The sequence below is a fragment of the Pseudomonas sp. NPDC085632 genome (assembly GCF_044541255.1).
Lineage (GTDB): Bacteria > Pseudomonadota > Gammaproteobacteria > Pseudomonadales > Pseudomonadaceae > Aquipseudomonas.
This window is the reverse complement of sequence record NZ_JBITSX010000001.1, coordinates 418,511-442,376: the sequence shown is the minus strand read 5'-3', so window position 1 is coordinate 442,376 and position 23,866 is coordinate 418,511. Positions and strand designations below refer to the sequence as shown.

At 58.2% G+C, this 23,866-nt stretch carries 15 protein-coding genes; 8 read left to right on the top strand and 7 right to left on the bottom strand.

Annotated features, from left to right (window positions below):
• Window positions 1–70: 70 nt before the first annotated feature.
• Both ACIF4X_RS01815 and ACIF4X_RS01810 read right to left on the bottom strand, forming a co-directional pair.
• Window positions 71–3,895 carry a hypothetical protein gene (locus ACIF4X_RS01815; RefSeq protein ID WP_397480689.1) on the bottom strand — a complete coding sequence of 1,275 codons (3,825 nt, stop codon included), beginning with the start codon at window positions 3,893–3,895 and terminating at the stop codon, window positions 71–73.
• A gap of 173 nt (window positions 3,896–4,068) precedes the next feature.
• On the bottom strand, window positions 4,069–4,428 hold the full coding sequence (locus ACIF4X_RS01810) for a response regulator (RefSeq protein ID WP_397480688.1): 360 nt from the start codon (window positions 4,426–4,428) through the stop codon (window positions 4,069–4,071).
• 263 nt (window positions 4,429–4,691) lie between these two features.
• On the opposite strand from ACIF4X_RS01810, the gene ACIF4X_RS01805 reads away from it, so the two are divergent.
• Genes ACIF4X_RS01805 through ACIF4X_RS01785 form a run of 5 tightly spaced genes read left to right on the top strand, consistent with a single transcriptional unit; the run spans window position 4,692 to window position 11,236 of the window.
• Window positions 4,692–8,183, top strand: coding sequence for a response regulator (locus ACIF4X_RS01805; RefSeq protein WP_397480687.1), 3,492 nt, complete (start codon window positions 4,692–4,694; stop codon window positions 8,181–8,183).
• Window positions 8,183–9,016 (top strand): CheR family methyltransferase, encoded by an 834-nt coding sequence (locus ACIF4X_RS01800; protein WP_397480686.1) that lies wholly within the window; start codon window positions 8,183–8,185, stop codon window positions 9,014–9,016. The genes ACIF4X_RS01805 and ACIF4X_RS01800 overlap by 1 nt, the downstream gene beginning before the upstream one ends.
• Window positions 9,013–9,606: a chemotaxis protein CheB gene (locus ACIF4X_RS01795; protein WP_397480685.1), complete on the top strand. Its 594-nt coding sequence runs from the start codon at window positions 9,013–9,015 to the stop codon at window positions 9,604–9,606. Before ACIF4X_RS01800 ends, ACIF4X_RS01795 begins: the two co-directional genes overlap by 4 nt.
• On the top strand, window positions 9,600–10,814 hold the full coding sequence (locus ACIF4X_RS01790) for an ATP-binding protein (RefSeq protein WP_397480684.1): 1,215 nt from the start codon (window positions 9,600–9,602) through the stop codon (window positions 10,812–10,814). The genes ACIF4X_RS01795 and ACIF4X_RS01790 overlap by 7 nt, the downstream gene beginning before the upstream one ends.
• 44 nt (window positions 10,815–10,858) lie before the next feature.
• Window positions 10,859–11,236, top strand: a complete 378-nt coding sequence (locus ACIF4X_RS01785; RefSeq protein WP_003225116.1) for a response regulator — start codon at window positions 10,859–10,861, stop codon at window positions 11,234–11,236.
• Between the two features lie 102 nt (window positions 11,237–11,338).
• Here ACIF4X_RS01785 and ACIF4X_RS01780 read toward each other — a convergent pair whose 3' ends face one another.
• The 3 genes from ACIF4X_RS01780 to ACIF4X_RS01770 form a co-directional block, all read right to left on the bottom strand.
• Window positions 11,339–13,009, bottom strand: coding sequence for an ATP-binding protein (locus ACIF4X_RS01780; protein ID WP_397480683.1), 1,671 nt, complete (start codon window positions 13,007–13,009; stop codon window positions 11,339–11,341).
• Window positions 13,006–14,508 carry an ATPase domain-containing protein gene (locus ACIF4X_RS01775; RefSeq protein WP_397480682.1) on the bottom strand — a complete coding sequence of 501 codons (1,503 nt, stop codon included), beginning with the start codon at window positions 14,506–14,508 and terminating at the stop codon, window positions 13,006–13,008. Before ACIF4X_RS01775 ends, ACIF4X_RS01780 begins: the two co-directional genes overlap by 4 nt.
• A gap of 132 nt (window positions 14,509–14,640) precedes the next feature.
• Window positions 14,641–15,696, bottom strand: coding sequence for a tetratricopeptide repeat protein (locus tag ACIF4X_RS01770; protein ID WP_397480681.1), 1,056 nt, complete (start codon window positions 15,694–15,696; stop codon window positions 14,641–14,643).
• A gap of 171 nt (window positions 15,697–15,867) precedes the next feature.
• Between ACIF4X_RS01770 and ACIF4X_RS01765 the strand changes: the two genes are divergently transcribed.
• Genes ACIF4X_RS01765 through ACIF4X_RS01755 form a run of 3 tightly spaced genes read left to right on the top strand, consistent with a single transcriptional unit; the run spans window position 15,868 to window position 19,142 of the window.
• Complete coding sequence (locus ACIF4X_RS01765; protein WP_397480680.1) at window positions 15,868–18,003, top strand: FUSC family protein; 2,136 nt, start codon at window positions 15,868–15,870, stop codon at window positions 18,001–18,003.
• On the top strand, window positions 17,993–18,193 hold the full coding sequence (locus ACIF4X_RS01760; RefSeq protein ID WP_397480679.1) for a DUF1656 domain-containing protein: 201 nt from the start codon (window positions 17,993–17,995) through the stop codon (window positions 18,191–18,193). Before ACIF4X_RS01765 ends, ACIF4X_RS01760 begins: the two co-directional genes overlap by 11 nt.
• A 10-nt stretch (window positions 18,194–18,203) precedes the next feature.
• Entirely contained in the window at window positions 18,204–19,142 is a 939-nt protein-coding gene (locus tag ACIF4X_RS01755) for a biotin/lipoyl-binding protein (RefSeq protein WP_397480715.1), read from the top strand.
• Window positions 19,143–19,259: 117 nt separating this feature from the next.
• On the opposite strand, the gene ACIF4X_RS01750 is transcribed toward ACIF4X_RS01755, so the two are convergent.
• Window positions 19,260–20,681, bottom strand: a complete 1,422-nt coding sequence (locus ACIF4X_RS01750; protein WP_397480678.1) for an efflux transporter outer membrane subunit — start codon at window positions 20,679–20,681, stop codon at window positions 19,260–19,262.
• Window positions 20,678–23,857, bottom strand: a complete 3,180-nt coding sequence (locus ACIF4X_RS01745; RefSeq protein WP_397480677.1) for an efflux RND transporter permease subunit — start codon at window positions 23,855–23,857, stop codon at window positions 20,678–20,680. The genes ACIF4X_RS01750 and ACIF4X_RS01745 overlap by 4 nt, the downstream gene beginning before the upstream one ends.
• Window positions 23,858–23,866: the final 9 nt, after the last annotated feature.

Genomic DNA, 23,866 nt, shown 5'->3' with positions numbered 1-23,866 from the left:
GGTGGGGTGTGCGCCCGATTGTGAACACTATCCCTCAATACCGCGGCTCGGCATCCTGCGCAAACCGACGTTAGCGTTTCGGGTGTGCCAGATTGAGCAAGAGCGGCCTTTCCAGAAACTTGCCCGCGTCTGTACCGTCTATGGCATGTCGAAGAGTGGCAAGGTTAGACACAAATATGTCCGGATGAGTCCGGTACTGATCGATCAGTGAAACGGCCACTGAATAGGATTCGGCATTGAGCAATGCGGGGTGGTCTTGCACGAGTTTCGGCCACTTGTTGAGGTTTGCCTCAAACTCTTCGAAGTCTGCAAGGTTCGCAAATGCGTGGTGAGGGTTGGCCAGGTTCTTTGGGTGTGCCTTGCGAGCGTTTCGCGCGAACTCCATCAAGCCTGACGCATCGTATTCTGCGGGTGTGATGCCGGCTCGGACTTCTCCGTAGTAGAAATCAAGTGTGCCTGGCGTGCCATGGGATATTTCGTGGACGAGAACATCGCCAATTCGGGCATCGTCATACTTGGCTACCTGGTACCACTCATCCAGGTTGTCAGGATAGATCGCCAGGAATTTCGTCGCGCTGTCATCCACCTGTGTGCCCGCATCAAGACTGGCTTTCCAGTGTTTATAAGTTGTGGTTTTCAACGCGGCGAGTGTATCGGTGCCACGTTGGCGGAAAGACATATGGTGTGGGCCCAGCGATCCGAGATCCTTGCGCATTGCCCGCAAATTCCTGCTCACGTAATTGATGGCTTCGTCCGCATTCGTGCCGAAAACGTATTTGACGATGGACCGAACGTCGTCATTGTCGATCTCTGACAGTAACTGGAGTGTGTTGTCCAGTTTGCTCTGAGCAAGGGGCGTGGCTTTTTTCAAGTACGCTTTTGTATAACTGAAAGGCGTCGCTCGTTTGAATAACCTGAAGAATGAGAATTTTTCTCGCGGCTTGATGTTTTTCAACGCCGGTCCCCAGGCCTGACCGCGTGTGTTCAGCGCGAACCATTCATCATTGTGTCGTGCGGACCAGACCTGAAAGAGGTCCTCAGACGCGTTTGCAGGCCGCCAGTCTGCGAGGCGAATGGTGTCTGTATCAATCACCGCGACCCAGTGGCGTTGCGGGGTGGGTGCCGACCATTTACGGGCATCGGACAACACATTTTCCAGTTGGGTGAAACCTTTATTGAATCCCTTGCGTAACAGTTTTCCGCCCTTGAACAGCAGATCAGGTACGCCGTCCAGCGGGTTGAACACATTATTGACCAACCCCAGCCCCACTTTTGCCAGCGCGCTGGCTTTGGTGGCCACGGTCATGGTTTTGGCAACGAGGCTGACAACCTGGGCAACGGCACCGACCACCAGCAAAACAGTCATCGCCGCTTCCAGCGCACATGCCCCGGCCCCTTGGACTTGTCGCTCAACGTCGTCCGAACTCAAGTCTTCGATACAGGATTTGAAGGGCACCACGAAATTGAGAAAGGTATCCAGATCCGCTTCCCGTTTTGCGCGCACAGCTTCCAGGCGAGTCTGTCCCCAACATTCTCTGACCAACTCGTCATAGGTGGCGATCGGTCGGTGCTTGAGTACGAAATTCGCCAAGGCGTCGAATTCGGTTGAGTAGAAACTCTGGTAGTAGCCTTTGATTTCCTCAGGGGCAGCAGACACCGGCAACTGACCGATTTTATCAATCACGCCCGAACTGGCTTCGATGAGGCCAGGCGGAACTCCATGGGTATAACACTCGATGTTGGTCGGCAGTGAATGCACTGTTGCCGGCAGCGAGTAGCCTGTTGCATTGCTGCGCACGCTGGTACTCAGCAGGTTTTCTTTTTCAATCAGCGCTGCCAACTGACGATTCTCGCGACAGGTGCCATGCAAAGTGAAAAGTTCGTAACAGGTCATCCGGTCTTCGAATTCGCTACAGAGGACGACACCATAGCGACCCATCGACTCCTCTATTTCTTTATGGCTTTCCGTCGGTTTGCGTGAGGTGGTACCGAAGATAGAGTAAAGGGTCGACGATATTGGATTGGTGGGTAGATTGGTGAGCGTCTGGAGTTTCGCGACGGAGGGTCTGAGACTGAAAATCGTCACCTTGCCTTTGAGCAAGCGCGTTCTATCGGCAATGGGCATCGCGCAAAACGCTTGCTTCAAGTGTGTACCCATTGCCTTCATATGCTTGAGGTAATCGCGATTGAACTGCCGGTGAAACTCTCCGTCAGGCGCAATCAGATTCGGCAGCATGCGAGGAAACGCGGTGTACATGCTTTCTCCTTTCCTCACGTCCCATTCCCGGGTTGCCAGGTCATTGGACATGTGCAGTTCCACAGGCGATAGATAAGCCCGGTCGCCAAAGGCATCCACCCACGCCACATTGTTCTTCTGAAACATGACGTCATGTTCCAGATAGTTGCACCCTTTGGCGACCTGCTTGAGGATGTCCAGCGAGATACTTCTGCGGGTAGGCAATGGGCGGACCAGTGTGTTGGCCGTCTCGGCCAGTGTCCTGGCAACCCGTTCGTAAGCACTGGACGCTTTTTCAAGGACGTCCGGGATGGATTTCGCTATCTCATCCGGCGTGATGATCTTGTTGAGTAACGCCCAATCAATCACAGCGTCTCCTGCCGCGAGTGCATCGATTGTCTTGTGGAATCCGGAAACTGCAGCCTGCTTCGACAGTTGGTGCAACCGGGTATAGGTCATCGAACGTGTCGATCCCGGCGCGAGGGTTTCCTGCACTGCAACGGTTCGGCAGAACTCGACCCATTGCGGGGTCCCCAAAGCCAGGGTCGCTGGTAGATCTTTCACCAGAAATTCCGGCGCAGCCTCGGCGAGTAACAAGTGAGCGGCCAATGCTGCATTTTTTTTGCTGATCCGGTGATGCTGGATGAGGTGCTGTTCGAATGCCGTCTGAACGTCAGCGAAGGATTTCTCAATGTGCTCGACGGCGTATAAATCGAAACCTGCCACCTGATTACGCGGCTCTGGTTCACCGATTCGAGGATGAAGGTCGAGCAGCAGAGCCGTCAGCATCACCTGCTTGAGCGATTCGTCTGGTTGCGGCTGATGGTCTCGCGCGCCGTACCAACCCAGATCCTGGATAAAGGTATTGGCCCATTGAAGCGCAATGGGGCTGGAAACCAGTCGTTCGAGCGTGTGTTCAGCTTCATCGCGTTTGAAGGGTGTCGACTGCTCGCCAAAGATGCTGTGCGAAAGGCGCTCCAGTAGCGACTGCCCCTGCATGTAACTGGTAATGAATAAACGGAACGCACTACGTTGATCTGCAGAAAGCGTGACCGAGTTGTCGACTCCAGACTTGATCATTTCCCAATAGTTGCCGAGCGGCGGTGTCACTATGGCCGGTTGCATCAAAAATGTTGTCAGGCTGGAACATTCAGTGGCAGTTTGGGGGATGAAGAAGTCATGAAACTTGAGCCATTGTTCCAGTTCGATTTGTTCAGACAGGGAAATGCTTCCCCCGGTAAATTCGGCCATTTCGTACAGCGTCAAAAGATCATCTTTGAGGCTGGGTGCAAGTTTGTATACGTTGGCAAATTGAACGGTACTGCCAGCGTGTTTTGCGTGTATTTCCCCTGCGGCGGTTACTGAAAACTCCGAACGGTCAGGAAGTTGCAAAGTGGCCGAAAGTTTTTTGAAGGCTTCTTGCTCGCACAGGTTTTGCAACATTTTCCTGCCAGGTTGCAAAGCGGCTTCAAGTGTAGAACCGGATTCGAGTGTAATGGAGGCGCCGGCCAGAGATATCGCCTGTGACGATCCGGTTGTGTTATTGCGCTGTTTTAATTTGTATATAACTTCCAGGCGTTCGGCGTGGTCAAGTTGAGTGTGGCGAGCTGGATTCGAAAAATCTTTATGGGTGGTCCAGTTTATATTTGTGATGTTCATGAGAAATCCGTTTGTCTGATGTGTCGGATATCCTCATTTGTTATGTGTTGTTCATCAAGCGCTGCTATGTAAGTGCATTGTTCGGCTGTTAATAAAGTCAGGCAGTTTGCGCTGTGGAGGCGGGCAGCGATACCCCTTCGTCATTGTTTGAAGGGGCGCAATAAAAGGCTGTGTTACTGGATAATACTTTTTACTTTGTCGCGTAACTGATCAATCGAAAATGGCTTGCCGATGACATGCATGTCTTTAGGCACGTCAATGGATTCGGCATAACCGCTGGCAAACAAAATCGGCAGGGCGGGACGTAGCTTGCGTGCTTCGGTCGCCAGTTCACGGCCATCCATGCCCGGCAGACCAACGTCGGTCATCATCAGGTCAATGTGCAGACTCGAATCGTTGAGCTTTTCCAGAGCCTGTTCGCCACCATCCGCTTCAAGCACCGTGAACTCCAATTCCTCCAGCACATCGACGATCAACATGCGCACGATGTTGTCGTCTTCTACGACAAGGATGGTGGAGGCGGGGGTAGACATAATAAGGCTCTCAAAAGTCAGTTCAGGGTCGCCGGTCGATCAAAAGTGCCGGGCTCTTTCATCAGTAAGTGGCGCAGTGCCACAAGTTCCCCGCCCGACGCAAAAAAAGCATAGCCGCAGAGGGAGCCGCAAGGATAACTGTTCAAGCCTGCAAACGTGCCAGCGTGCGTAGGAATTTGCTGCGAAAGGTGTGAGAAAAATGGATCCATGCCGCCGTTTTGGGGCAAACTGCCTATTTTTCAACAGTTCGACAAGGCTGCCCCATGTCCTCTCCGTCTACGGTTGATGAGCAACGGTTTCGCAAACTCCTGAGTCGCAACATCAGTCTGCCCTTGGGCGTCGGTGTGCTCAGTGCCGTGTTTTTCGTGTCGCTGATTACTTACCTGCTGTCGGTGATCCAGTGGGTGGAGCACACCGACCGGGTGATCAATAACGCCAACGAAGCGGTGAAGCTCACCGTGGACTTGGAAACCGGCATGCGTGGTTTTCTGCTCAGCGGCGACGAGCACTTCCTCGATCCGTACGAAACGGCCAAGCCGCGCATCACGGTGGCCCTCAATACCTTGCTCGAACTGACCGCTGACAACCCGGTGCAAACCGATCGTCTGCGCCGTCTGCAAGCCTTGCAGATTGAGTGGGCCAATTACGCACAGTCGATGATCGATCTGCAGCGCTCTAGCGGCGACTACAGGGGTGCGGTCAAGGCCGGACGCGGCAAGCGCCTGACTGACGAAATCCGCAAGCAATTCGAAGATGTCATCGAAACCGAACAGGTTCTGCGCACCACGCGCAATGAAGAGGTGCGCCGCACCACGATCTGGAGCATCAGCCTCTACCTCATCTTCATCGCCGGTATCAGTGGTTTGCTGGCTTATATCGGCCGTCGTGACCTGGTCAATCTTTCCGACAGCTACAGCGCCACGCTGGACGCTCAACAAGCCAGTGCCGAGCGTCTGGAACAACAGGCGTGGTTGCGTAATGGTCAGACCGAACTGGCCGAGCAGGTGCTGGGGCAACTGACGCTGAATCTGCTGGGGCGCAATATCCTGCAGTTCTGCGCGCAATACCTGGGCACCGCCGTGGCTGCGCTATATGTCCGTGAAGAGCACGGCGGCCTCAAGCGAGTGGCCACTTACGGTTTCTCCCGCGAGCAGGAAGAACAGGATCAGTCGATCTACAGCGGCGAAGGCATCGTTGGCCAAGTGGCGCAACAGGCGCGGTTGATTCGTCTCGATTCCGTGCCGTCCGACTACTTCAAAGTCAGCTCCGGGCTGGGCGAAGGCTTGCCGCACAGTGTGCTGGTGGTGCCCACCAGCGATGACGATCGGGTCAATGGTGTGATCGAACTGGGTTTCCTGCGCCCGCTCAATGATCGCGATATCGAACTGCTGGAGCTGATTGCCGCCAACATCGGTACGTCCATCGAAGCCGCGCGCTATCGCCAGCGCCTGCAGGAAGTGCTGGCCGAAACCCAGCAGCTCAATGAAGAGTTGCAGGTGCAGCAGGAAGAGCTGAAAACCGCCAACGAAGAACTGGAAGAGCAGTCGCGGATTCTCAAGGAATCCCAGGCGCATCTGGAAACCCAGCAAGTCGAACTGGAGCAGACCAACGAGCAGCTTGCCGAGCAGGCGCAGACCCTGGCCGAGCAGCGCGACGCCATGGACCTGAAGAATACCGAACTCAACCAGGCCCAAGTACAGCTCGAAGAACGCGCCGAAGAGTTGCAGCGCTCGAGCAAGTACAAGTCCGAATTCCTCGCCAACATGTCCCACGAACTGCGCACGCCGCTGAACAGTTCGCTGATTCTGGCCAAGCTGCTGGCAGAAAACCCGCAGGACAACCTCAGCGCCGAGCAGGTCAAGTTTGCCGAGTCGATCTACTCCGCCGGCAACGATCTGCTCAACCTGATCAACGACATTCTGGATATCTCCAAGGTCGAGGCAGGCAAGCTTGAAGTGATTGCCGAAAATACCAGTGTCGCGCGTCTGGCCGAGGGGCTGCGTAATGTCTTCGAGCCTTTGGCCGCGGACAAACAGCTGAGCTTCAGTGTCGATTTGCAGCCTGGCGCGCCGGGCATGCTGTACACCGACCGTCAGCGTCTGGAGCAGGTGATCAAGAACCTGCTGTCCAACGCCATCAAGTTCACCGAAAAGGGCACCGTCAGCCTGACCATCGCCGGCCAGCCGGAAGACCGGATTGCGTTTATCGTGCGTGATTCAGGTATCGGTATTGCTGTCGATCAGCAGGAAAGCATTTTCGAGGCGTTCCGCCAGGCCGACGGCACCACCAACCGCAAATACGGCGGCACCGGACTGGGCCTGTCGATTTCGCGGGATCTGGCGACCTTGCTCGGCGGTTCGATCAGCGTCAGCAGCGCGCCGGGGCAGGGCAGTGTGTTCACGCTGGTGTTGCCGCAGCAGTTCGACGAGTCCAGCGACGTACCGTTCGCACCGTTGACCTTCACGCCGCCAGCCACGATGGTCAGCGCACCCGTGGCGCCGGTGGTTTCGCCGTTGGCACCGGTACACATCCCGCGCTTCGCCGATGACCGCAACAAGGCGCCATTCGCCACGCGCTGCATTCTGGTGGTGGAAGACGAGCCGAACTTTGCGCACATCCTTTACGATCTCGCGCACGAGCTCGGCTATCAGTGTCTGGTGGCCCATGGCGCGGACGAGGGTTATGACCTGGCGAAAGAGTTTGTGCCGGACGCCATCCTGTTGGACATGCGCCTGCCGGATCACTCTGGCCTGACCGTGCTGCAACGCCTGAAAGAACACGCCGAAACCCGGCACATCCCGGTGCATGTGATTTCCGTCGAAGACCGCGTTGAAGCGGCCATGCACATGGGCGCGATCGGGTATGCGGTCAAACCGACCACCCGCGAAGAGCTCAAGGACGTGTTCGCCCGCCTCGAAGCCAAACTGACGCAAAAGGTCAAACGCGTGCTGTTGGTTGAAGATGACGATTTGCAACGTGAAAGCATTGCCCGGCTGATCGGCGACGAAGACATCGAAATTACCGCCGTCGGTCTTGCGCAGGACGCTTTGGAGCTGCTGCGCACAACGATCTACGACTGCATGGTCATCGACCTGAAATTGCCGGACATGCTTGGCAATGACCTGCTCAAGCGCATGTCCACCGAGGACATTTGCTCGTTCCCGCCAGTCATTATCTACACCGGGCGCAACCTGACTCGCGATGAAGAAGCCGAACTGCGCAAGTATTCGCGCTCGATCATCATCAAGGGCGCACGCTCGCCTGAGCGTTTGCTGGATGAGGTCACACTCTTTCTGCACAAAGTCGAATCGCAGTTGTCCCATGAACGGCAGAAGATGCTCAAGACCGCGCGCAGCCGCGACAAGGTCTTCGAGGGTCGCAAGGTGCTGCTGGTGGACGACGATGTGCGCAACATTTTCGCCCTCACCAGTGCGCTGGAGACCAAAGGTGCAGTCGTGGTGATCGGCCGTAACGGTCGTGAGGCGATTGAAAGACTCAATGAAGTCGAGGACATCGATCTGGTGTTGATGGACGTGATGATGCCGGAAATGGACGGTTTCGAAGCCACCATTGAAATCCGCAAGGATCCGCGCTGGCGCAAGCTGCCGATCATCGCGGTGACGGCCAAGGCCATGAAGGACGATCAGGAGCGCTGCCTGCAGGCGGGCGCCAATGATTACCTGGCCAAGCCCATTGACCTGGATCGCCTGTTCTCGCTGATTCGCGTGTGGTTACCGAAGATGGAACGCATTTAGTGGAAAGCAGTACGCCAGCCGAACGAAACAGTGAAATCGAACTGCGCTTGTTGATTGAGGCGATTTACCTCAAGTACAGCTACGATTTTCGCGATTACTCCGGCGCTTCGATCAAGCGCCGGGTGCAGCATGCGCTGAGTCAGTTCGAGTGCGCGACCATTTCGGCATTGCAGGAAAAAGTCCTGCATGACCCGACGGCATTCATGCAATTGCTGCAACTGCTGACGATCCCGGTCAGCGAGATGTTTCGTGATCCGTCGCATTTTCTCGCGATTCGCAAGGAGGTGGTGCCGTTGCTGCGCACCTATCCGTCGATCAAGATCTGGATCGCCGGGTGCAGCACGGGCGAGGAGGTCTATTCGATGGCGATTCTGCTGCGCGAAGAGGGCTTGCTCGATCGCACGATCATTTATGCCACCGATATCAACCCGCGCTCGCTGGACAAGGCCAAGCAAGGGATTTTCTCGATGGAGAATGTTCGTGCGTACACGGCCAATTATCAGCAGGCCGGTGGTCAGCGATCGTTTGCCGACTACTACACTGCTGCGTACGGTTACGCGATTTTCGACAAGAGCCTGTGCGAGAACGTGACCTTCGCCGACCACAGTCTGGCAACCGACAGTGTGTTCTCCGAAACCCAATTGATCTCCTGCCGCAACGTGCTGATCTATTTCAACAAGAAGCTGCAGGATCGGGCGTTTGGCTTGTTCCATGAATCGCTTTGCCATCGCGGCTTTCTGGTGCTCGGCAGTAAAGAGACGCTGGATTTTTCCAGTTATGCCAACCAGTTCGAAGCGCTGGTGAAACAAGAACGGATTTATCGCAAAACATGAACGAGGCCGTGGATTTACCTCGCGTCGAGGCGATTGTGGTCGGTGCTTCCGCCGGTGGCGTTGAGGCGCTGCTGAGCCTGCTCGTGCCGCTGCGCCGGGGCTATGGGTTGCCGATCATTGTTGTCCTGCATCTGCCTGAAGAGCGCCGCAGTCAATTGGCCGAAGTCTTCGCCCGCCGCGTGGACATGCCGGTGCACGAGGCGGCGGACAAACAGGACATTGTCGCTGGCAATGTGTACTTCGCGACCCCGGGTTATCACCTGTCGGTCGAGCAGGATCGCAGCCTTTCGCTGAGTCTTGAGGACCGCGTGCATTATTCCCGGCCTTCGATCGACTATCTGTTTGAGTCGGCCGCCGACGCTTACGGTTCCTCACTGGCCGCCGTATTGCTGACCGGCGCCAATCACGATGGCGCGCGAGGGCTGGCCGAAGTCAAGCGCTGCGGCGGTTTGACCATCGTTCAGGATCCCGAAGAGGCGCAAGTCGCCACCATGCCCCGGGCTGCACTGAAAATTCAGCAGCCGGATCATGTCCTACCCATTCACGGCATCGGCCGTCTGCTTGTCGAGCTGGAACGAATCGCATGCTGAGTAATATCCAAGCCAAACTGCTGATCGTCGACGATCTGCCGGAGAACCTGCTGGCGCTCGAAGCGCTGATCAAGCGTGAAGACCGTACCGTCTATAAAGCGTTGTCGGCGGACGAGGCGCTGTCGTTGCTGCTGCAACACGAATTCGCCATGGCCATCCTCGACGTGCAGATGCCGGGCATGAACGGCTTCGAACTCGCCGAGTTGATGCGCGGCACCGAGAAAACCAAGAACATCCCGATCATTTTCGTCAGCGCCGCCGGCCGTGAACTCAATTACGCGTTCAAGGGTTACGAGAGCGGGGCGGTGGACTTTCTGCACAAGCCGCTGGATATCCATGCGGTGAAGAGCAAGGTCAACGTCTTCGTCGATCTGTACCGCCAGAGCAAGGCGATGAAACAACAGCTCGAAGCGCTGGAGCAGGCCCGCCGCGAGCAGGAAGCGCTGTTGCAACAACTGCAAAGCACCCAGTTGGAACTGGAGCAGGCGGTGCGCATGCGCGATGACTTCATGTCCATCGTCGCCCATGAAGTGCGCACGCCGCTCAATGGTCTGATACTGGAAACCCAACTGCGCAAGATGCACCTGGCCCGCGACAACGCTGCGGCGTTCACCCTCGACAAGATGCACGCCATGGTCGACCGCGATGAACGGCAGATCAAAAGCCTGATCCGCCTGATCGAAGACATGCTCGACGTCTCGCGCATTCGCACCGGCAAGTTGTCGATCCGGCCGAGCCGTTTCGATCTGGTACAACTGGTGAGTAATCTTCTGCAAAACTTCGCGGCACAGATCGATGCTGCTGAAACTGAAGTGTCGTTCACCGCGCCAGCGCCGGTCGAAGGTAACTGGGATGAGTTCCGCATCGAGCAGGTGGTCACCAATTTGCTGACCAACGCCCTGCGTTACGGCGGTCGGAGCCCGATTCAGGTGCGTGTTTACCGTGAAGGTGATGAGGCGCGGGTCGAGGTGCAGGACCGTGGCATCGGCATCAGCCAAGAGAACCAGAAACGTATTTTCCAACAGTTCGAACGGGTTTCCGCCAAGACGGTAGTGGCCGGGCTCGGGCTGGGTCTGTTCATTTCCGAGCAGATCGTCGCCGCCCATGGCGGCTCCATCGTCGTCGAGAGTGAAATCAACGAAGGCGCCCAGTTTCGCGTTTGTCTGCCAATTCAGGAAAACGGCACATCCGACGCAACCTCTGATTGACCGTACGGTCGTATCAGCAGCTATTGACCGAACAAAGGCTTCCCATGAGCGTAGATGCACAAGATGTAGTACTCGTCGTCGAGGACGAACCGGTTATCTTGATGGTCCTGACGGATTACTTGTCAGGGCAGGGGTATCGCGTGTTGCAGGCCGAAAACGGCGAGCAGGCGTTCGAGATTCTGGCGAGCAAGCCGCATCTGGACATGTTGATCACCGACTTCCGCTTGCCCGGCGGGATCTCCGGCGTGCAGATCGCTGAACCGGCCGTCAAATTGCGCCCGGACTTGAAGGTGATTTTCATCAGCGGTTATCCGCAGGAAATCCGCGAAACCGGCAGCCCGATCACACGCAAGGCGCCGATCCTGGAAAAACCGTTCGATCTGGATGTGTTGCAGGAAAAGATTCAGGAACTGCTCGCCTGATATCTGTGTAGGAGCTACCGCAGGCTGCGATCTTTTGATGTTGATCGTTAAAAACAAGATCAAAAGATCGCAGCCTTCGGCAGCTCCTACAGTTTCAGCGTTTCAGCTTTTGATCATCTCCCGCACCTTGGCGGTCAGCAGGTCGAAAGTGAACGGTTTGGTGATCATCTGCATCCCTGAATCGAGGAACCCGCCACGCACAGCCGCGTGCTCGGCGTATCCGGTGATAAACAGAACCTTCAGCCCTGGCCGATACTGTCGACCAACCTCCGCCAGTTGCCGGCCGTTCATGCCCGGCAGGCCGACATCGCTGATCAGCAGATCGATACGCTGCGTCGAATTCAGAATCGGCACGGCGCTGTCGGCATCCCAGGCTTCGACGAAGGCATAACCCAATTCCCCAAGCACCGCGCAGACCAGCACGCGCACGGCCGGGTCGTCTTCGACGATCAGCACGGTTTCGCCGTCCAGCGCATCCGGGGCTTGTTGAATAGCGGAGTCTGGACTGGACAGTTCTTCGCCGCGAAAGCGCGGCAGATAAAGTTTGACCGTGGTGCCCTCATCGATCTCGCTGTGAATGGAGACATGGCCACGTGACTGCTTGCTGAACCCGTAGATCATCGACAGGCCGAGGCCGGTGCCCTGGCCAATCGGTTTGGTAGTGAAGAAGGGATCGAACGCGCGGTTGATGACACTTTGTGGCATGCCGCTGCCGTTGTCGGTGACGCTGAGCATCACGTAATCACCGGGTTCGAGATTGCTGTAGGCCTCGGTGAATTCGCGCTTGAGCACCTGATTGCTGGTCTCGACCACCAGTTTGCCGCCGTCGGGCATGGCATCGCGGGCATTGATCACCAGGTTGAGCAGGGCGCTTTCCAGTTGATTGGGGTCGGCCTCTGCTACCCACAGCTTGTCATTGAGGCGCATGTCCAGTTGGATGCTTTCGTTGAGGCTGCGTTGCAGCAGTTCACCCATCGACAGCACGAGCGTGTTCATCTGCACGGCTTTTGAATCGAGCGATTGCCGGCGCGAGAACGCCAGCAGACGGTGAGTGAGGCTCGCCGCGCGGTTGGCCGAAGTCACGCCCAGATCAATCAGGCTGTCGAGGTCATCCAGACGTCCACGGGCCAGACGCCGACGCAGCAACTCGAGGCTGCCGATGATGCCGGTCAGCATGTTGTTGAAGTCGTGGGCGATACCGCCAGTGAGCTGGCCGACTGCTTCCATTTTCTGCGATTGACGCAGCGCTTCTTCATTGTGGCGCAGTTGCGCGGTGCGCTCCTCGACCTGTTGCTCAAGGGTTTCCAGCGTCGATTGCAGGCGCCGTTCGCTTTCGCTCAGGTCGATCAGCCGATCGCGAGCCTCGTATTGTCGTCGTCGGCCGCGCAACGCGGCCGAGACCATACTGACCAGTGTCGCCGGATGAAACGGTCGCTCAAGAAATGTCACGTTGCCCAGCAGATCGCTCAAGCGTGATGAGGGGCCTTGTTCCTGACCGCCGTGATGGGTCAACAGCACAATCGGCAGATCCGACCAGGCAGGTTGCTGTTCCAGATGCAGGAACAGCGCTTCCAGTTCCGGCCCGCGCAAGGCTTCGGCAGCGACCAGCACCAGACCGGCACCCAGCTCGAGTTCCGTACACAACGACCCCAGACCGGGGGTGACCATTCCTTCGTAACCGGCCTCGTTGAGGATCATCAGCGCAATCTGGCTGTCGCGACCCACGGGCGCCAGAATCAGCGCCCGTTCGGCCAGCGGCACCTGGACCGTCACAACTTCTCTTCCCGCAACAACGGGTTGCTCGCGCCGAGGTAGGTGGGGACGCCGCGCAGCACGCCCTGAAAGGCTTCCAGCGGTTCGCCGATGGTCATGCCTTGCGTGGAAATGCGGTATTCACGAATGGTCGATTCGTGGCTGCCGGTGCGTTTCTTGATGATCGAGATCGCGCGGCGGACTTTGCCCAGTGCTTCGAAGTAGCGCAACAGAATCACCGTGTCAGCCAGATAAGTAATGTCGACCGGCGCTTGCATATCGCCGACCAGGCCATGCTGGGCGACCGTCATGAACGTCGCCGCGCCTTTGCGGTTGAGGTACAGCAGCAACTCGTGCATGTGCAGCACCAGCGCGTTTTCTTCCGGCATGGCTGCTTGATAGCCGTTGATGCTGTCGATGACTACGGTTTTGATTTGACCTTCATCGACGCAGCGACGCACGCGATGGGAGAACTCGCCCGGTGACAGTTCAGCGGCGTCGACTTGTTCGATCAACAGATTGCCGGTGGCTTGCAGCGCTTTGAGGTCGATACCGATGTTGTTCATACGCTCGAACAGCAGGCCGAGTTCTTCATCGAAGATAAACAACGCGGCCTTTTCGCCACGGCCCACGGCAGCGGCGGCAAAAATCATCGAGATCAGCGACTTGCCAGTACCGGCAGGGCCAAGGATCAGAGTGCTGGAACCGGTCTCGATGCCGCCGCCGAGCAGGGCGTCCATTTCCGGGATGCCGCTGGTCAACTGCAAGCGCGCGTATTCGCCGCGGTGTTCAGCCGCCACCAGCCGTGGGAACACATGCACGCCGTCGCCCATGATGGTGAAGTCGTGGAAACCGCCGCGATACTTTTGTCCTCGGTACTTGACCACCCGCACGCGTCGCCGCTCGGCGCCGTAGTTGGGCGTCAGTTCTTCGAGGCGAATCACCCCGTGTGCCACGCTGTGCACGGTTTTGTCGAGGGATTCGGTGGTCAGGTCGTCGAGCAGCAGCACGGTGGCGTTATAGCGCACGAAGTAATGCTTGATGGCCAGAATCTGCCGGCGATAACGCAGCGAGCTCTGTGCCAGCAAGCGGATCTCCGACAGGCTGTCGAGCACCACACGCGTAGGTTTGAAGCGTTCAACCGCTTCGAAAATCTGCTTGGTGGCTTCGCCCAGTTCCAGGTCGGAGGAGTACAGCAGGCTCTGCTGGTGCTCGGCATTGAGCAGGCTTTCCGGAGGCGTAAGCTCAAAGATCTTGATGTTGTCATCCAGCGTCCAGCCGTGGGACAGCGCCCCTTGCCTTAATTCACGCTCGGTTTCCGAGAGCGTGATGTACAACGAGCGTTCGCCGGCTTTCGCGCCGGCCAGGAGAAAATGCAAAGCGACCGTGGTTTTGCCGGTACCGGGTTCACCCTCCAGCAAGAAAACATGACCGCGAGACAAGCCACCGGCCAGGATGTCGTCCAGACCTACAATGCCGGTAGCGGCTTTCGCACTGATCAACTCGTTAGAAGTAGACAAATAATGCCCTCTCATGACTAGGGGAAGTGAGGCCGCCGGGAGAATCGAGCGGCCTGATTAACTTGACCCTTTGGCGTGAAGGCAGTTCCGAAATTCCTTGCGAGATGTGTCGAGCGAGCTGTCGAAAGTGGGTCAGAGGCCCTGCTGCAACGCCGGATCATCTGGATTGAGCTGCTCCAGCTGCGCCAACAGGATCTGCACATTCTGCAATTGACCGCTTTCTTTCCAGTAGTTGATCAACAAGACCCGCGCTTTGCGGTCAGCGGGGTGGCGCTGGACGATTTCCTGCAATTGCTTTTGTGCCGCATCCAGTTCTTCGGCGCTGTGCAGGGTGGTAGCGAGGTCGTAGCGGTAATCCTTGTTATCGGGTTCCAGCTCGACGGCTTTGGACAAACCGAGCAGGGCGTATTCCCGTTGATCGTGGTGCAGCAACCAGAGACCCAGGGCATGTTGCAAATAGGCAGAATCAGGTTGCGCCTTGAGTTGCTGGCCCAGCACTTGCCGGGCGGCGTCGGTTTGGCCCTGGCGATCGAGGACATCGATCTGCATCACCAGCGCCTGCAGATTGCCGGGTTCCAGGCGCAGGGTATTGTCGAGTGCGACCTGCGCCTCCTTGAGTTCGGCGTTGTGTAGATGCAGTCGGGCGAGTTGCGCGTAGTTGGCGGCGCTTTCCGGTTGGGCCTTGAGCGTTTGTTCCCAGCCGTCGATTGCTTGTTGCAATGGCGCGAAATACAGACCCAGTTCATCCGGGGTCAAGCCGAGCAGGGCGTTGATGGCGGCAAAGCGCACGGTTTGATCTTCATCCTCGAGCATTGGCCCGAGCAACAGGCTGCGTTGCCCGCCTGGCACCAGTCCCACCACGCTTTTGATCGCCGCCAGCCGCACTGCGGGGGCTTCGTTCTGTAGGTCAGTGTCAGCCAGTTTCAATGCTTGCGGGCTCGGGTAATTCGGCAGTTCACCATGCAGCCACACGCGACGCTTGATCGAGATGTCCGGACGGCCCAGTTGCTGATACAGCTGACGCGCCGCGCCCGGCTCGCCGGTGCGGGCGGCATTCAGCGCTTCGCTGTAACCGTGTTTGATCGCATCGGGTATGACCGGGACGGTACTGCGCACAGATAACCACGCCACGATGATGACAAGCACAAGGCCCAGGCTGATAAGCAGGTAGCGGCGAGACTGAGGCATGCAGGTTTCCGAAACAGGCGTTCTTGAGCAGAGCGGCAAGCTTCGGTCAGCTCGGGCCACGAGTCAAACCCTGTGCATGCGAATCGCCCTACAAGGCGCGTCGACTCAGTTACCCGTCAGGCTTTCGATGCAGTGTCTACGCTTGCAGAAGTCGCTTCGATGAGTGTGCCCATGCAAGCCCTGTTCAATTACTTCAAGGCCGTGATCCACCCCGGTCAACCCGCTCTGCTGTTTGCCCTGCGAACCATTGTGGCGGGGTTGCTGACGCTGTATCTGGCGTTCTTGTTCGATCTCGATCAGCCGAAATGGTCGATCATGGCGGTGGTCATCGTCAGCCAGCCGTTGGCCGGGATGGCGCTGGCGCGCAGTTTCGGCCAGGTGATCGGTACGACCCTCGGGGCGGCGGTGGCGGTGTTGATCATGGCCATTTTTCCTCAGGCACCGCTGCCATTCATTGCCACTCTGGCACTGTGGCTGGCGCTGTGCACGGCAGGCGGTACGTTGCTGCGCTACACCAGCTCTCAAGCATTTGTGCTCAGTGGTTACACTGCCGTGGTGGTGGCGTTGCTGGCGATTCCGGATCAGGACGGTACGTTTTTACTGGCGGTTACCCGCGTGACCGAAACCTTGCTGGCCGTGGCGTGCGTGTGTGTCGTCAGCCTGCTGACAGCGCGCCCGCAAGCGGTGGCCAAGGGGTATTTCGCCAAAGTCGATCAAGTGATCAAACTGGCCGCCAGTCATGCAGCGGCGGTGCTTCGCACGGAAGAAAGCGAGGCCGATTTCCAGCGTCGGCAAATGCAATTGCTCGGCGAGATCAGTGCCCTTGAAGGTCTGCGCCGGCATTTGTATTTCGATGCGCCACGATTACGCAGCGCCAACCATCTGGTGCTGCTGCTGGGTAATCAACTGATGCTGTTGACCTCGCGATTGACCGCGCTGCGCCATCAGCGCGAATTGCTCACCGAACGTTGGGAGGGTGATCTGCCGCTGGACATCCAGCGACTGCGTGCGGACGAACTGGAGCTTCTCGATCAGTTGGCGGAGCAGGGGCGATCGCTGCCCGAGCCCACACGTCACCGGTTTATCACGCTGCAGCAACAATTCGAGGCTCTCGCTTATCAGGCCGAACAACTGACTGAAGACATGAGCGCCACGTTGCGTTCACTGGCCTGGGCGTTGCGCTGGGAGCAAGCGCGGCTGTTGCAGCAACTCGAGCAGATCCTCGAATTGAGCGATGCCATCCAGGAAGGGCGCGAGGCCAGTTGCCTCTATCGTGGTCAGGTCAGCCCGCTGCATCTGGATTTTACTCTGGCGTCGATGAATGCGGTCCGCGCTTTCACTGCGTTGCTGGTGGCCGGGTTGATCTGGATCGAAACCGCGTGGGACGGTGCGCGGGGCGGGATGATTCTGGTGGGAATCCTCTGCTCGCTGATGGCTACTTTCCCGCGTCCACTGATAGCCGCGCAGAGTTATGCACGAGGCTTGGGGCTGGCGCTGGTGGTCTCGGCGTTCTATCAATTCATGCTGGTGCCGGCGGTCAGTGATTTCGAACTGTTGGCATTACTGCTGGCGCCGCTGCTGTATGTGATCGCAATTGGTCTGGCCAGCCCGGCGACGGCGGGCATCGGCATGGGGCTGGGGTTGTCGAGTTTCCTGATGCTCGGCCCGCAGAATGTCGGTACCGGGCAGAACACGGCGATTCAATGGTTCGAATTCGCCGGAGCCTACGTCAGTGCGGCCATGCTCGCCCTGATCGTTTATGCGTGGATTTTCCCGTTTCGCCCGGCATGGCGCCTTCGCCGTTTGTATAAAGAAGCGCGCGAGCAGGTGTATGCGCTGAGCAAAACCGCGGCGACCGATGAACAACAGTTCGCCTTTGAAAGCCGCATGGTGGATCGCCTGACCAGCATGCTCGGCCTGCTGCCGGCGGTGAATAGCCGCGCGATGCAGCAACTGTACGAAATCAGCCTGGCGTGCGTTGCGCTGGGTGTGGCGATGCATCAGCTGCGTCAGCAGGCGCACAACAATGCGCTGCTGACAGACACCTTCAATCAGCGTCTGGCTTCGGCCGTGCACAAAACCGGGCGTTTCGTCGCAGGGCGTCAGGATGTGCAATTGGCGCCACTGCTGACCACGCTGCAGACACTGGGCGACGAACTGGATGAACTGCACGTCGCCAGTCATGAGCATGTGTGGTCGTTGTTTCGCATGCGCGTGGCCCTGTTGATCGTTGTGTCGTTCCTGCAGCGCCACGGTGACACCATCCAGCGTTCCGTCCCGGAAGGAGAAGCAGCCCTTGCCCATTGATTTCGAGATTGGCGGTGCCTACCTGCCGCCCATTGCCCAGGCGCTATTGTTGGCCATACCGATATTCATGCTGCTCGACTGGGGGTTGCGGCGTCTGGGTGTGCTGCGCCTGGTCTGGCATGAAGCGCTGTTCGAAGGCGCCTTGTATGCCTGCGTCTGTGCCACGCTGATTCTGCTGATGGGAGGCTGATGCCTTGAAAATGTTATTCACGCGATTGATCACATTGGCAGTGGTGCTGCTGGCGATCGTGCTCGGCTGGTTCGCCTGGGAGCATTACACCCGCGCACCATGGACTCGCGATGCCCGGGTCAGAGCAGATGTGGTGACGTTGTCGGCGGATGTCTCGGGGCGCATTGTCAGTCTGGCCGTGCAGGACAACCAGCATGTCGACAAGGGGCAACTGTTGATGGAGATCGACCCGGCGCGTTACAGGTTGGCGGTGGAGCATTCGCGACGTTCAGTGGAAGTCGCCAAGGCAACACTGGGCCAGTCGCAAGCGGCCATCGTTGCCAGTGAAGCCTTGCTCAAGCAGCGGCAAAGCGAAGAGCGCCGGCGGCGTACGCTCAAGCAGGGTTTTGCGATTTCCGGGGAAGAGTGGGAGAAATCCAGTACCGATGTGGCGGTGGCCCAGGCGGATCTTCTACGTAATCAGGCCAATCTCGGCCTGGCCGAAGCCAACGTGCAGTTGGCGATTGCCGCGATGACTCAGGCCGAACTGGACTTGCAGCGCACCCGCGTCGAGTCCCCGGTGAGCGGCTATGTCACCAACCTGCTGACCCGTGAGGGCGATTACGCGGTGGCCGGTGGCGCGTTGTTGGCGCTGGTCGACAGTGATTCGTTCTACATCAGTGGTTATTTCGAAGAAACCAAATTGCCGCGAATTACAGAGGGCGCTCGGGTACGCGTGCAATTAATGAGTGGGGAGACCTTCGGGGGCACGGTGCAGAGCATTGCCTTCGCCATCGCCGACCGGGAAAACGCCCCGGGAAGTCGGTTACTGGCCAACATCAACCCGAGTTACACGTGGGTAAAACTGGCACAGCGAGTACCGGTGCGGATCGACATTGATGGCGACTATGCCGGCAAGACCCGCTTGCGTGCAGGCACCACAGCCACTGTCACCGTCCTGGAAAACTGATCCCTTACAGAAGAGGGGGGATTTTCGAGGCACAAAAAAAAGCCCCGCGACCGAATGATACGCGGGGCAAAAAATTTGGTTGGTTGCGGCCAACCAAAGGAGCTCTTTAACAATCGATTACTTGCTGGCCACTGTCTCCGGTTGCCAGCCGCCGCCGAGGGCCTTGTAGATCGCAACGATGCCGCGATACAGGTCGACTTCGGCCTGAGCCTGACTGTCTTCGGCATTCAACCGTTCACGTTGAGCGTCGAGCAGCACGAGGAAGTCAGTCGTGCCTTCGCGATAGCGGATTTCAGCCAGGTCGGCAGCCTTGCGGCTCGATTCGCTCTGACGGATCAGCGAGATCAGGCGTTGCTGACGCTTGCCGTAATCGCTGAAGGCGTTTTCCGACTCTTCCAGTGCCAGCAGCACTTGTTGCTCGTAAGTCGCCAGGGCGCCTTCGGCATCGGCATCGGCGCCACGCAAACGGGCGCGCACGCTGCCAAGGTCGAACGCGGCCCAGGTGATGCTCGGGCCGAGTGCCCAGGCGTTGGCCGCCGAGGAACCGATCTGCGAGCCGCGCCCGGCCGTCCAGCCGAGGAAGCCGCTAAGGCTGACCCGTGGGAACAGATCGGCTTTCGCCACACCTATGCGCGCCGTGGCCGAAGCCAGTTGGCGTTCCGCGCTGAGGATGTCCGGGCGACGTTGCAGGAGTTCGCCCGGATCACCGATCGGCAAGGCTTTGGCAATCGCCGGCAAGTCTTTAGGACTCAGATCGACGGTCAGCTTGTCCGGACGCTCGCCCAGCAGGGTGGCGATACGGTTTTTCTGCCGAACCTGTTCTGCCTGCAATTGCGGCACGCTGGCTTCGACCGAGGCCAGACGCGCATCGGCCCGTTCGACGTCGAGTTGATCGCCAACGCCGGCATCACGCAGGCTGATGGTGATCTTGCGCGACTCGACCTGGTTGTTCAGGTTAGCCACGGCGATCTTCTCGCGCAGCTGGGCACCACGCAGTTGGCCGTAAGCGTCCACCAGTTCGGCAATCATGGTGACTTGCAGTTGGTAAAGATCGGCTTCGGCGGCCTGTTGGTCGGCGTCACTGGCTTCCAGATTGCGCTGGATGCGCCCGAACAGATCAAGCTCCCAGGCCATGTCCAGACCGAGGTCATAGCGTTCGCTGTTGACCCGGTTGGTGGTCTGGCCGGGAATTTGTCCTTTGGCCAGATCACTGCTGGCGCGGCTGGTGATGGTCGGCATCGCATCGTTGCTGGCATCGTCGCGGATCGCGCGGGCGGCTTTCCAGCGGGCGAACGCCACGCGCAGTTCACGGTTGCCTTGCAGCGATTGGGTCACCAACTGGTTGAGGGTCGGATCGTCGAATTGCTGCCACCAGATCCCTTCGAATTTCGAACGGTCGAAGTTCTTTTGCCCGGCGGCGCCGTCGGTGACGGCCGTGATGTTGGCCGCCTCCGTGGCTGGGGTCTTGTAGTCGGGGCCGACGGCGCAGGCACTGAGGGCCAGCACCAGCAGACTCGGCAGGAAGACTTTCAGACTCATTGTTGCGCCTCCAGTTTCATGGCCTTGGCCGCTTTGCGGGCTTCGCCGCGTTCGACAAAGTTACGAATCAGTACGTAGAACACGGGGGTCAGCAACAGACCGAAGAAGGTCACCCCGAGCATCCCGGAGAACACTGCCACACCCATGGCGTGACGCATCTCGGCACCGGCACCGCTGGAGAACACCAGTGGCACCACGCCCATGATGAACGCGAAGGAGGTCATCAGGATCGGCCGCAGACGCAGACGGCAGGCTTCCAGTACCGCAGCGAGCGGGTTGAGGCCTTCTTCCTGTTTGTCCTTGGCGAACTCGACGATCAGAATCGCGTTCTTACAGGCAAGTCCCACCAGTACGATCAAGCCGATCTGGGTGAAGATGTTGTTGTCACCGCCCGAGATGATCACGCCAGTGATGGCCGACAGCAGGGTCATCGGTACGATCAGGATCACCGCCAGCGGCAGGCTCCAGCTTTCGTATTGAGCGGCGAGCACCAGGAACGCCAGCAGTACGCAGAGCGGAAACACGAACAGCGCGGTGTTGCCGGACAGAATCTGCTGGTAGGTCAGGTCGGTCCACTCGTAGGTCATGCCGTTTGGCAGTTCATCTTTCAGTAGTTTCTCGATGGCTTTCTCGGCCTGGCCGGAGCTGTAACCGGGAGCTGCCGCACCGTTGATTTCTGCGGTGATGAAGCCGTTGTAGTGCATCACGCGATCCGGGCCCGAGGTGTCGCTGACCTTGATGAAGGTCGCCAGCGGGATCATTTCGCCTTTGTTGTTGCGTACTTTCAGCTGGCCGATCTGGTCGGATTCGAGACGGAACTGTTGTTCAGCCTGAACGTTGACCTGATAGGTGCGCCCGAAACGGTTGAAGTCGTTGGCATACAGCGAGCCCAGGTAGATCTGCAGGGTGTCGAAGATGTCGCTGACGGCCACACCGTGGGTTTTGGCTTTTTCACGGTCGATGGCGGCATCGACCTGTGGCACGTTCACGGTGTAGCTGGTGAACAGGCCCGCCAGTTCCGGCACACTGTGGCTCTTGTTGATGATGTTCATGGTTTCTTTGTACAGCTCGTCGTAGCCCAGGTTGCCCCGGTCTTCGATTTGCAGGCGGAAACCACCAATGGTGCCCAGACCTTGTACCGGCGGTGGCGGGAAGATCGCCATGTACGCTTCTTGAATGTTCGCGTATTGGCCGTTCAAGGCACCGGCGATTGCACCGGCGGACATGCTCGGGTCTTTACGCTCGTCGAACGGTTTCAGGGTCACGAAGACGATGCCGGCGTTCGGGCTGTTGGTGAAGCCGTTGATCGACAGGCCCGGGAACGCTACCGCACTTTCCACGCCAGGCTGTTTCAGCGCGAGGTCGGACATGCGCTTGATCACGTCTTCGGTACGATCCAGGCTCGAAGCGTCCGGCAGTTGCGCGAAAGCTACGAGGTATTGCTTGTCCTGGCCAGGTACGAAACCGGTCGGGGTGTTGGCGAAACCGAAGAAGGTCAGCACCATCAGACCGGCGTAGAGCAGAAGGGCGATGCCGCTGCTGCGGATAACCCGGCCCACCGTACCGACGTAACCATGGCTGGCACGGTCGAAGAAGCGGTTGAACGGACGGAACAGCCAGCCACCGAAGATCTTGTCGAGTGCCTTGGAGAAGCGGTCTTTCGGCGCGTCATGGCTTTTCAACAACACAGCGGCCAGTGCTGGCGACAGGGTCAGCGAGTTGAACGCCGAGATCACCGTCGAGATTGCAATAGTCAGTGCAAACTGTTTGTAGAACTGCCCGGTGAGGCCCGAGATGAACGCCGCCGGAATGAACACCGCACACAGCACCAGAGCCGTGGCAACGATCGGGCCGGTCACTTCACGCATGGCGCGCTTGGTGGCTTCGACCGGATTCAATCCGAGTTCGATGTTGCGCTCGACGTTCTCCACCACCACGATGGCGTCGTCCACCACGATACCGATCGCCAGTACCAAGCCGAACAGCGACAGCGCGTTTAGCGAGAAGCCGAACAGGTGCATCACCGCAAACGTACCGATCAACGACACCGGCACCGCCACCAACGGAATGATCGAGGCGCGCCAGGTTTGCAGGAACAGGATCACCACCAGCACCACGAGAATCAGCGCTTCAAAGAGGGTGTGAACCACCGCCTCGATCGAGCCGCGTACGAAGATCGTCGGGTCATAGACGATGCTGTAATCCATGCCTTGCGGGAAGTTTTTCTTCAGCTCGTCCATCTTTCCGCGAACTTCGTTCGAGATGTCGATGGCATTGGAGCCTGGGCGCTGGAAGATCGGGATGGCCACCGCCGGTTGGTTGTCCAGCAACGAACGCAGGGCGTATTGACTGGAACCGAGTTCAACGCGTGCGATGTCTTTGAGACGAGTGATCTCACCATTGTCGCCTGCGCGAATGATGATGTTCTCGAACTCTTCTTCGCTGACGAGACGGCCCTGAGTATTGACCGACAGTTGGAAACTCTGGGCATTCGGGGCAGGGGGCGCACCGAGTTGGCCGGCAGCCACCTGACGGTTCTGCTCACGGATCGCGGTGACTACATCGGTCGCGGTCAGATTGCGCGAAGCGGTCTTGTTCGGGTCGAGCCAGACACGCAGCGAGTAGTCGCCCATGCCGAACAACTGCACGTCACCGACACCACCCAGACGAGCGAGCTCATCCTTGATGTTGATGATCGCGTAGTTGGACAGGTAGAGCATGTCGTAGCGCTTGTCCGGCGAGGTCAAGTGCACAACCATGGTCAGGTCGGGCGAGGCCTTGTCGACGGTGATACCGATACGCGTCACTTCCTCTGGAAGTTTCGGCTCGGTACGGGTCACCCGGTTCTGCACCTGCACCTGCGCGTTGTCCAGGTCAGTGCCCAGGGCGAAGGTGATGGTCAGGGTGATCTTGCCGTCGGCGGTCGACTGCGAGGACATGTACAGCATGTTCTCGACGCCGGTGATGGCCTGCTCGAGCGGAGCAGCCACGGTTTCACCGATGACTTTAGGGTTGGCGCCCGGGAAGTTGGCACGTACCACCACGGTAGGTGGCACGACTTCCGGGTATTCGCTGATCGGTAGCTGGAACAGCGAGATCGCACCGGCGATCAGGATCAACAGCGAGAGCACCGCTGCGAAGATCGGCCGTGAAATGAAGAATTGGGAAAAATTCATCGGAGTTGT

Bases quoted from the DNA above. Each gene is read 5' to 3' on its own strand.
- ACIF4X_RS01815 (WP_397480689.1), bottom strand. From the start codon at position 3,895: ATGAACATCACAAATATAAACTGGACCACCCATAAAGATTTTTCGAAT.
- ACIF4X_RS01810 (WP_397480688.1), bottom strand. From the start codon at position 4,428: ATGTCTACCCCCGCCTCCACCATCCTTGTCGTAGAAGACGACAACATC.
- ACIF4X_RS01805 (WP_397480687.1), top strand. From the start codon at position 4,692: ATGTCCTCTCCGTCTACGGTTGATGAGCAACGGTTTCGCAAACTCCTG.
- ACIF4X_RS01795 (WP_397480685.1), top strand. From the start codon at position 9,013: ATGAACGAGGCCGTGGATTTACCTCGCGTCGAGGCGATTGTGGTCGGT.
- ACIF4X_RS01790 (WP_397480684.1), top strand. From the start codon at position 9,600: ATGCTGAGTAATATCCAAGCCAAACTGCTGATCGTCGACGATCTGCCG.
- ACIF4X_RS01785 (WP_003225116.1), top strand. From the start codon at position 10,859: ATGAGCGTAGATGCACAAGATGTAGTACTCGTCGTCGAGGACGAACCG.
- ACIF4X_RS01770 (WP_397480681.1), bottom strand. From the start codon at position 15,696: ATGCCTCAGTCTCGCCGCTACCTGCTTATCAGCCTGGGCCTTGTGCTT.
- ACIF4X_RS01765 (WP_397480680.1), top strand. From the start codon at position 15,868: ATGCAAGCCCTGTTCAATTACTTCAAGGCCGTGATCCACCCCGGTCAA.
- ACIF4X_RS01755 (WP_397480715.1), top strand. From the start codon at position 18,204: ATGTTATTCACGCGATTGATCACATTGGCAGTGGTGCTGCTGGCGATC.
- ACIF4X_RS01750 (WP_397480678.1), bottom strand. From the start codon at position 20,681: ATGAGTCTGAAAGTCTTCCTGCCGAGTCTGCTGGTGCTGGCCCTCAGT.
- ACIF4X_RS01745 (WP_397480677.1), bottom strand. From the start codon at position 23,857: ATGAATTTTTCCCAATTCTTCATTTCACGGCCGATCTTCGCAGCGGTG.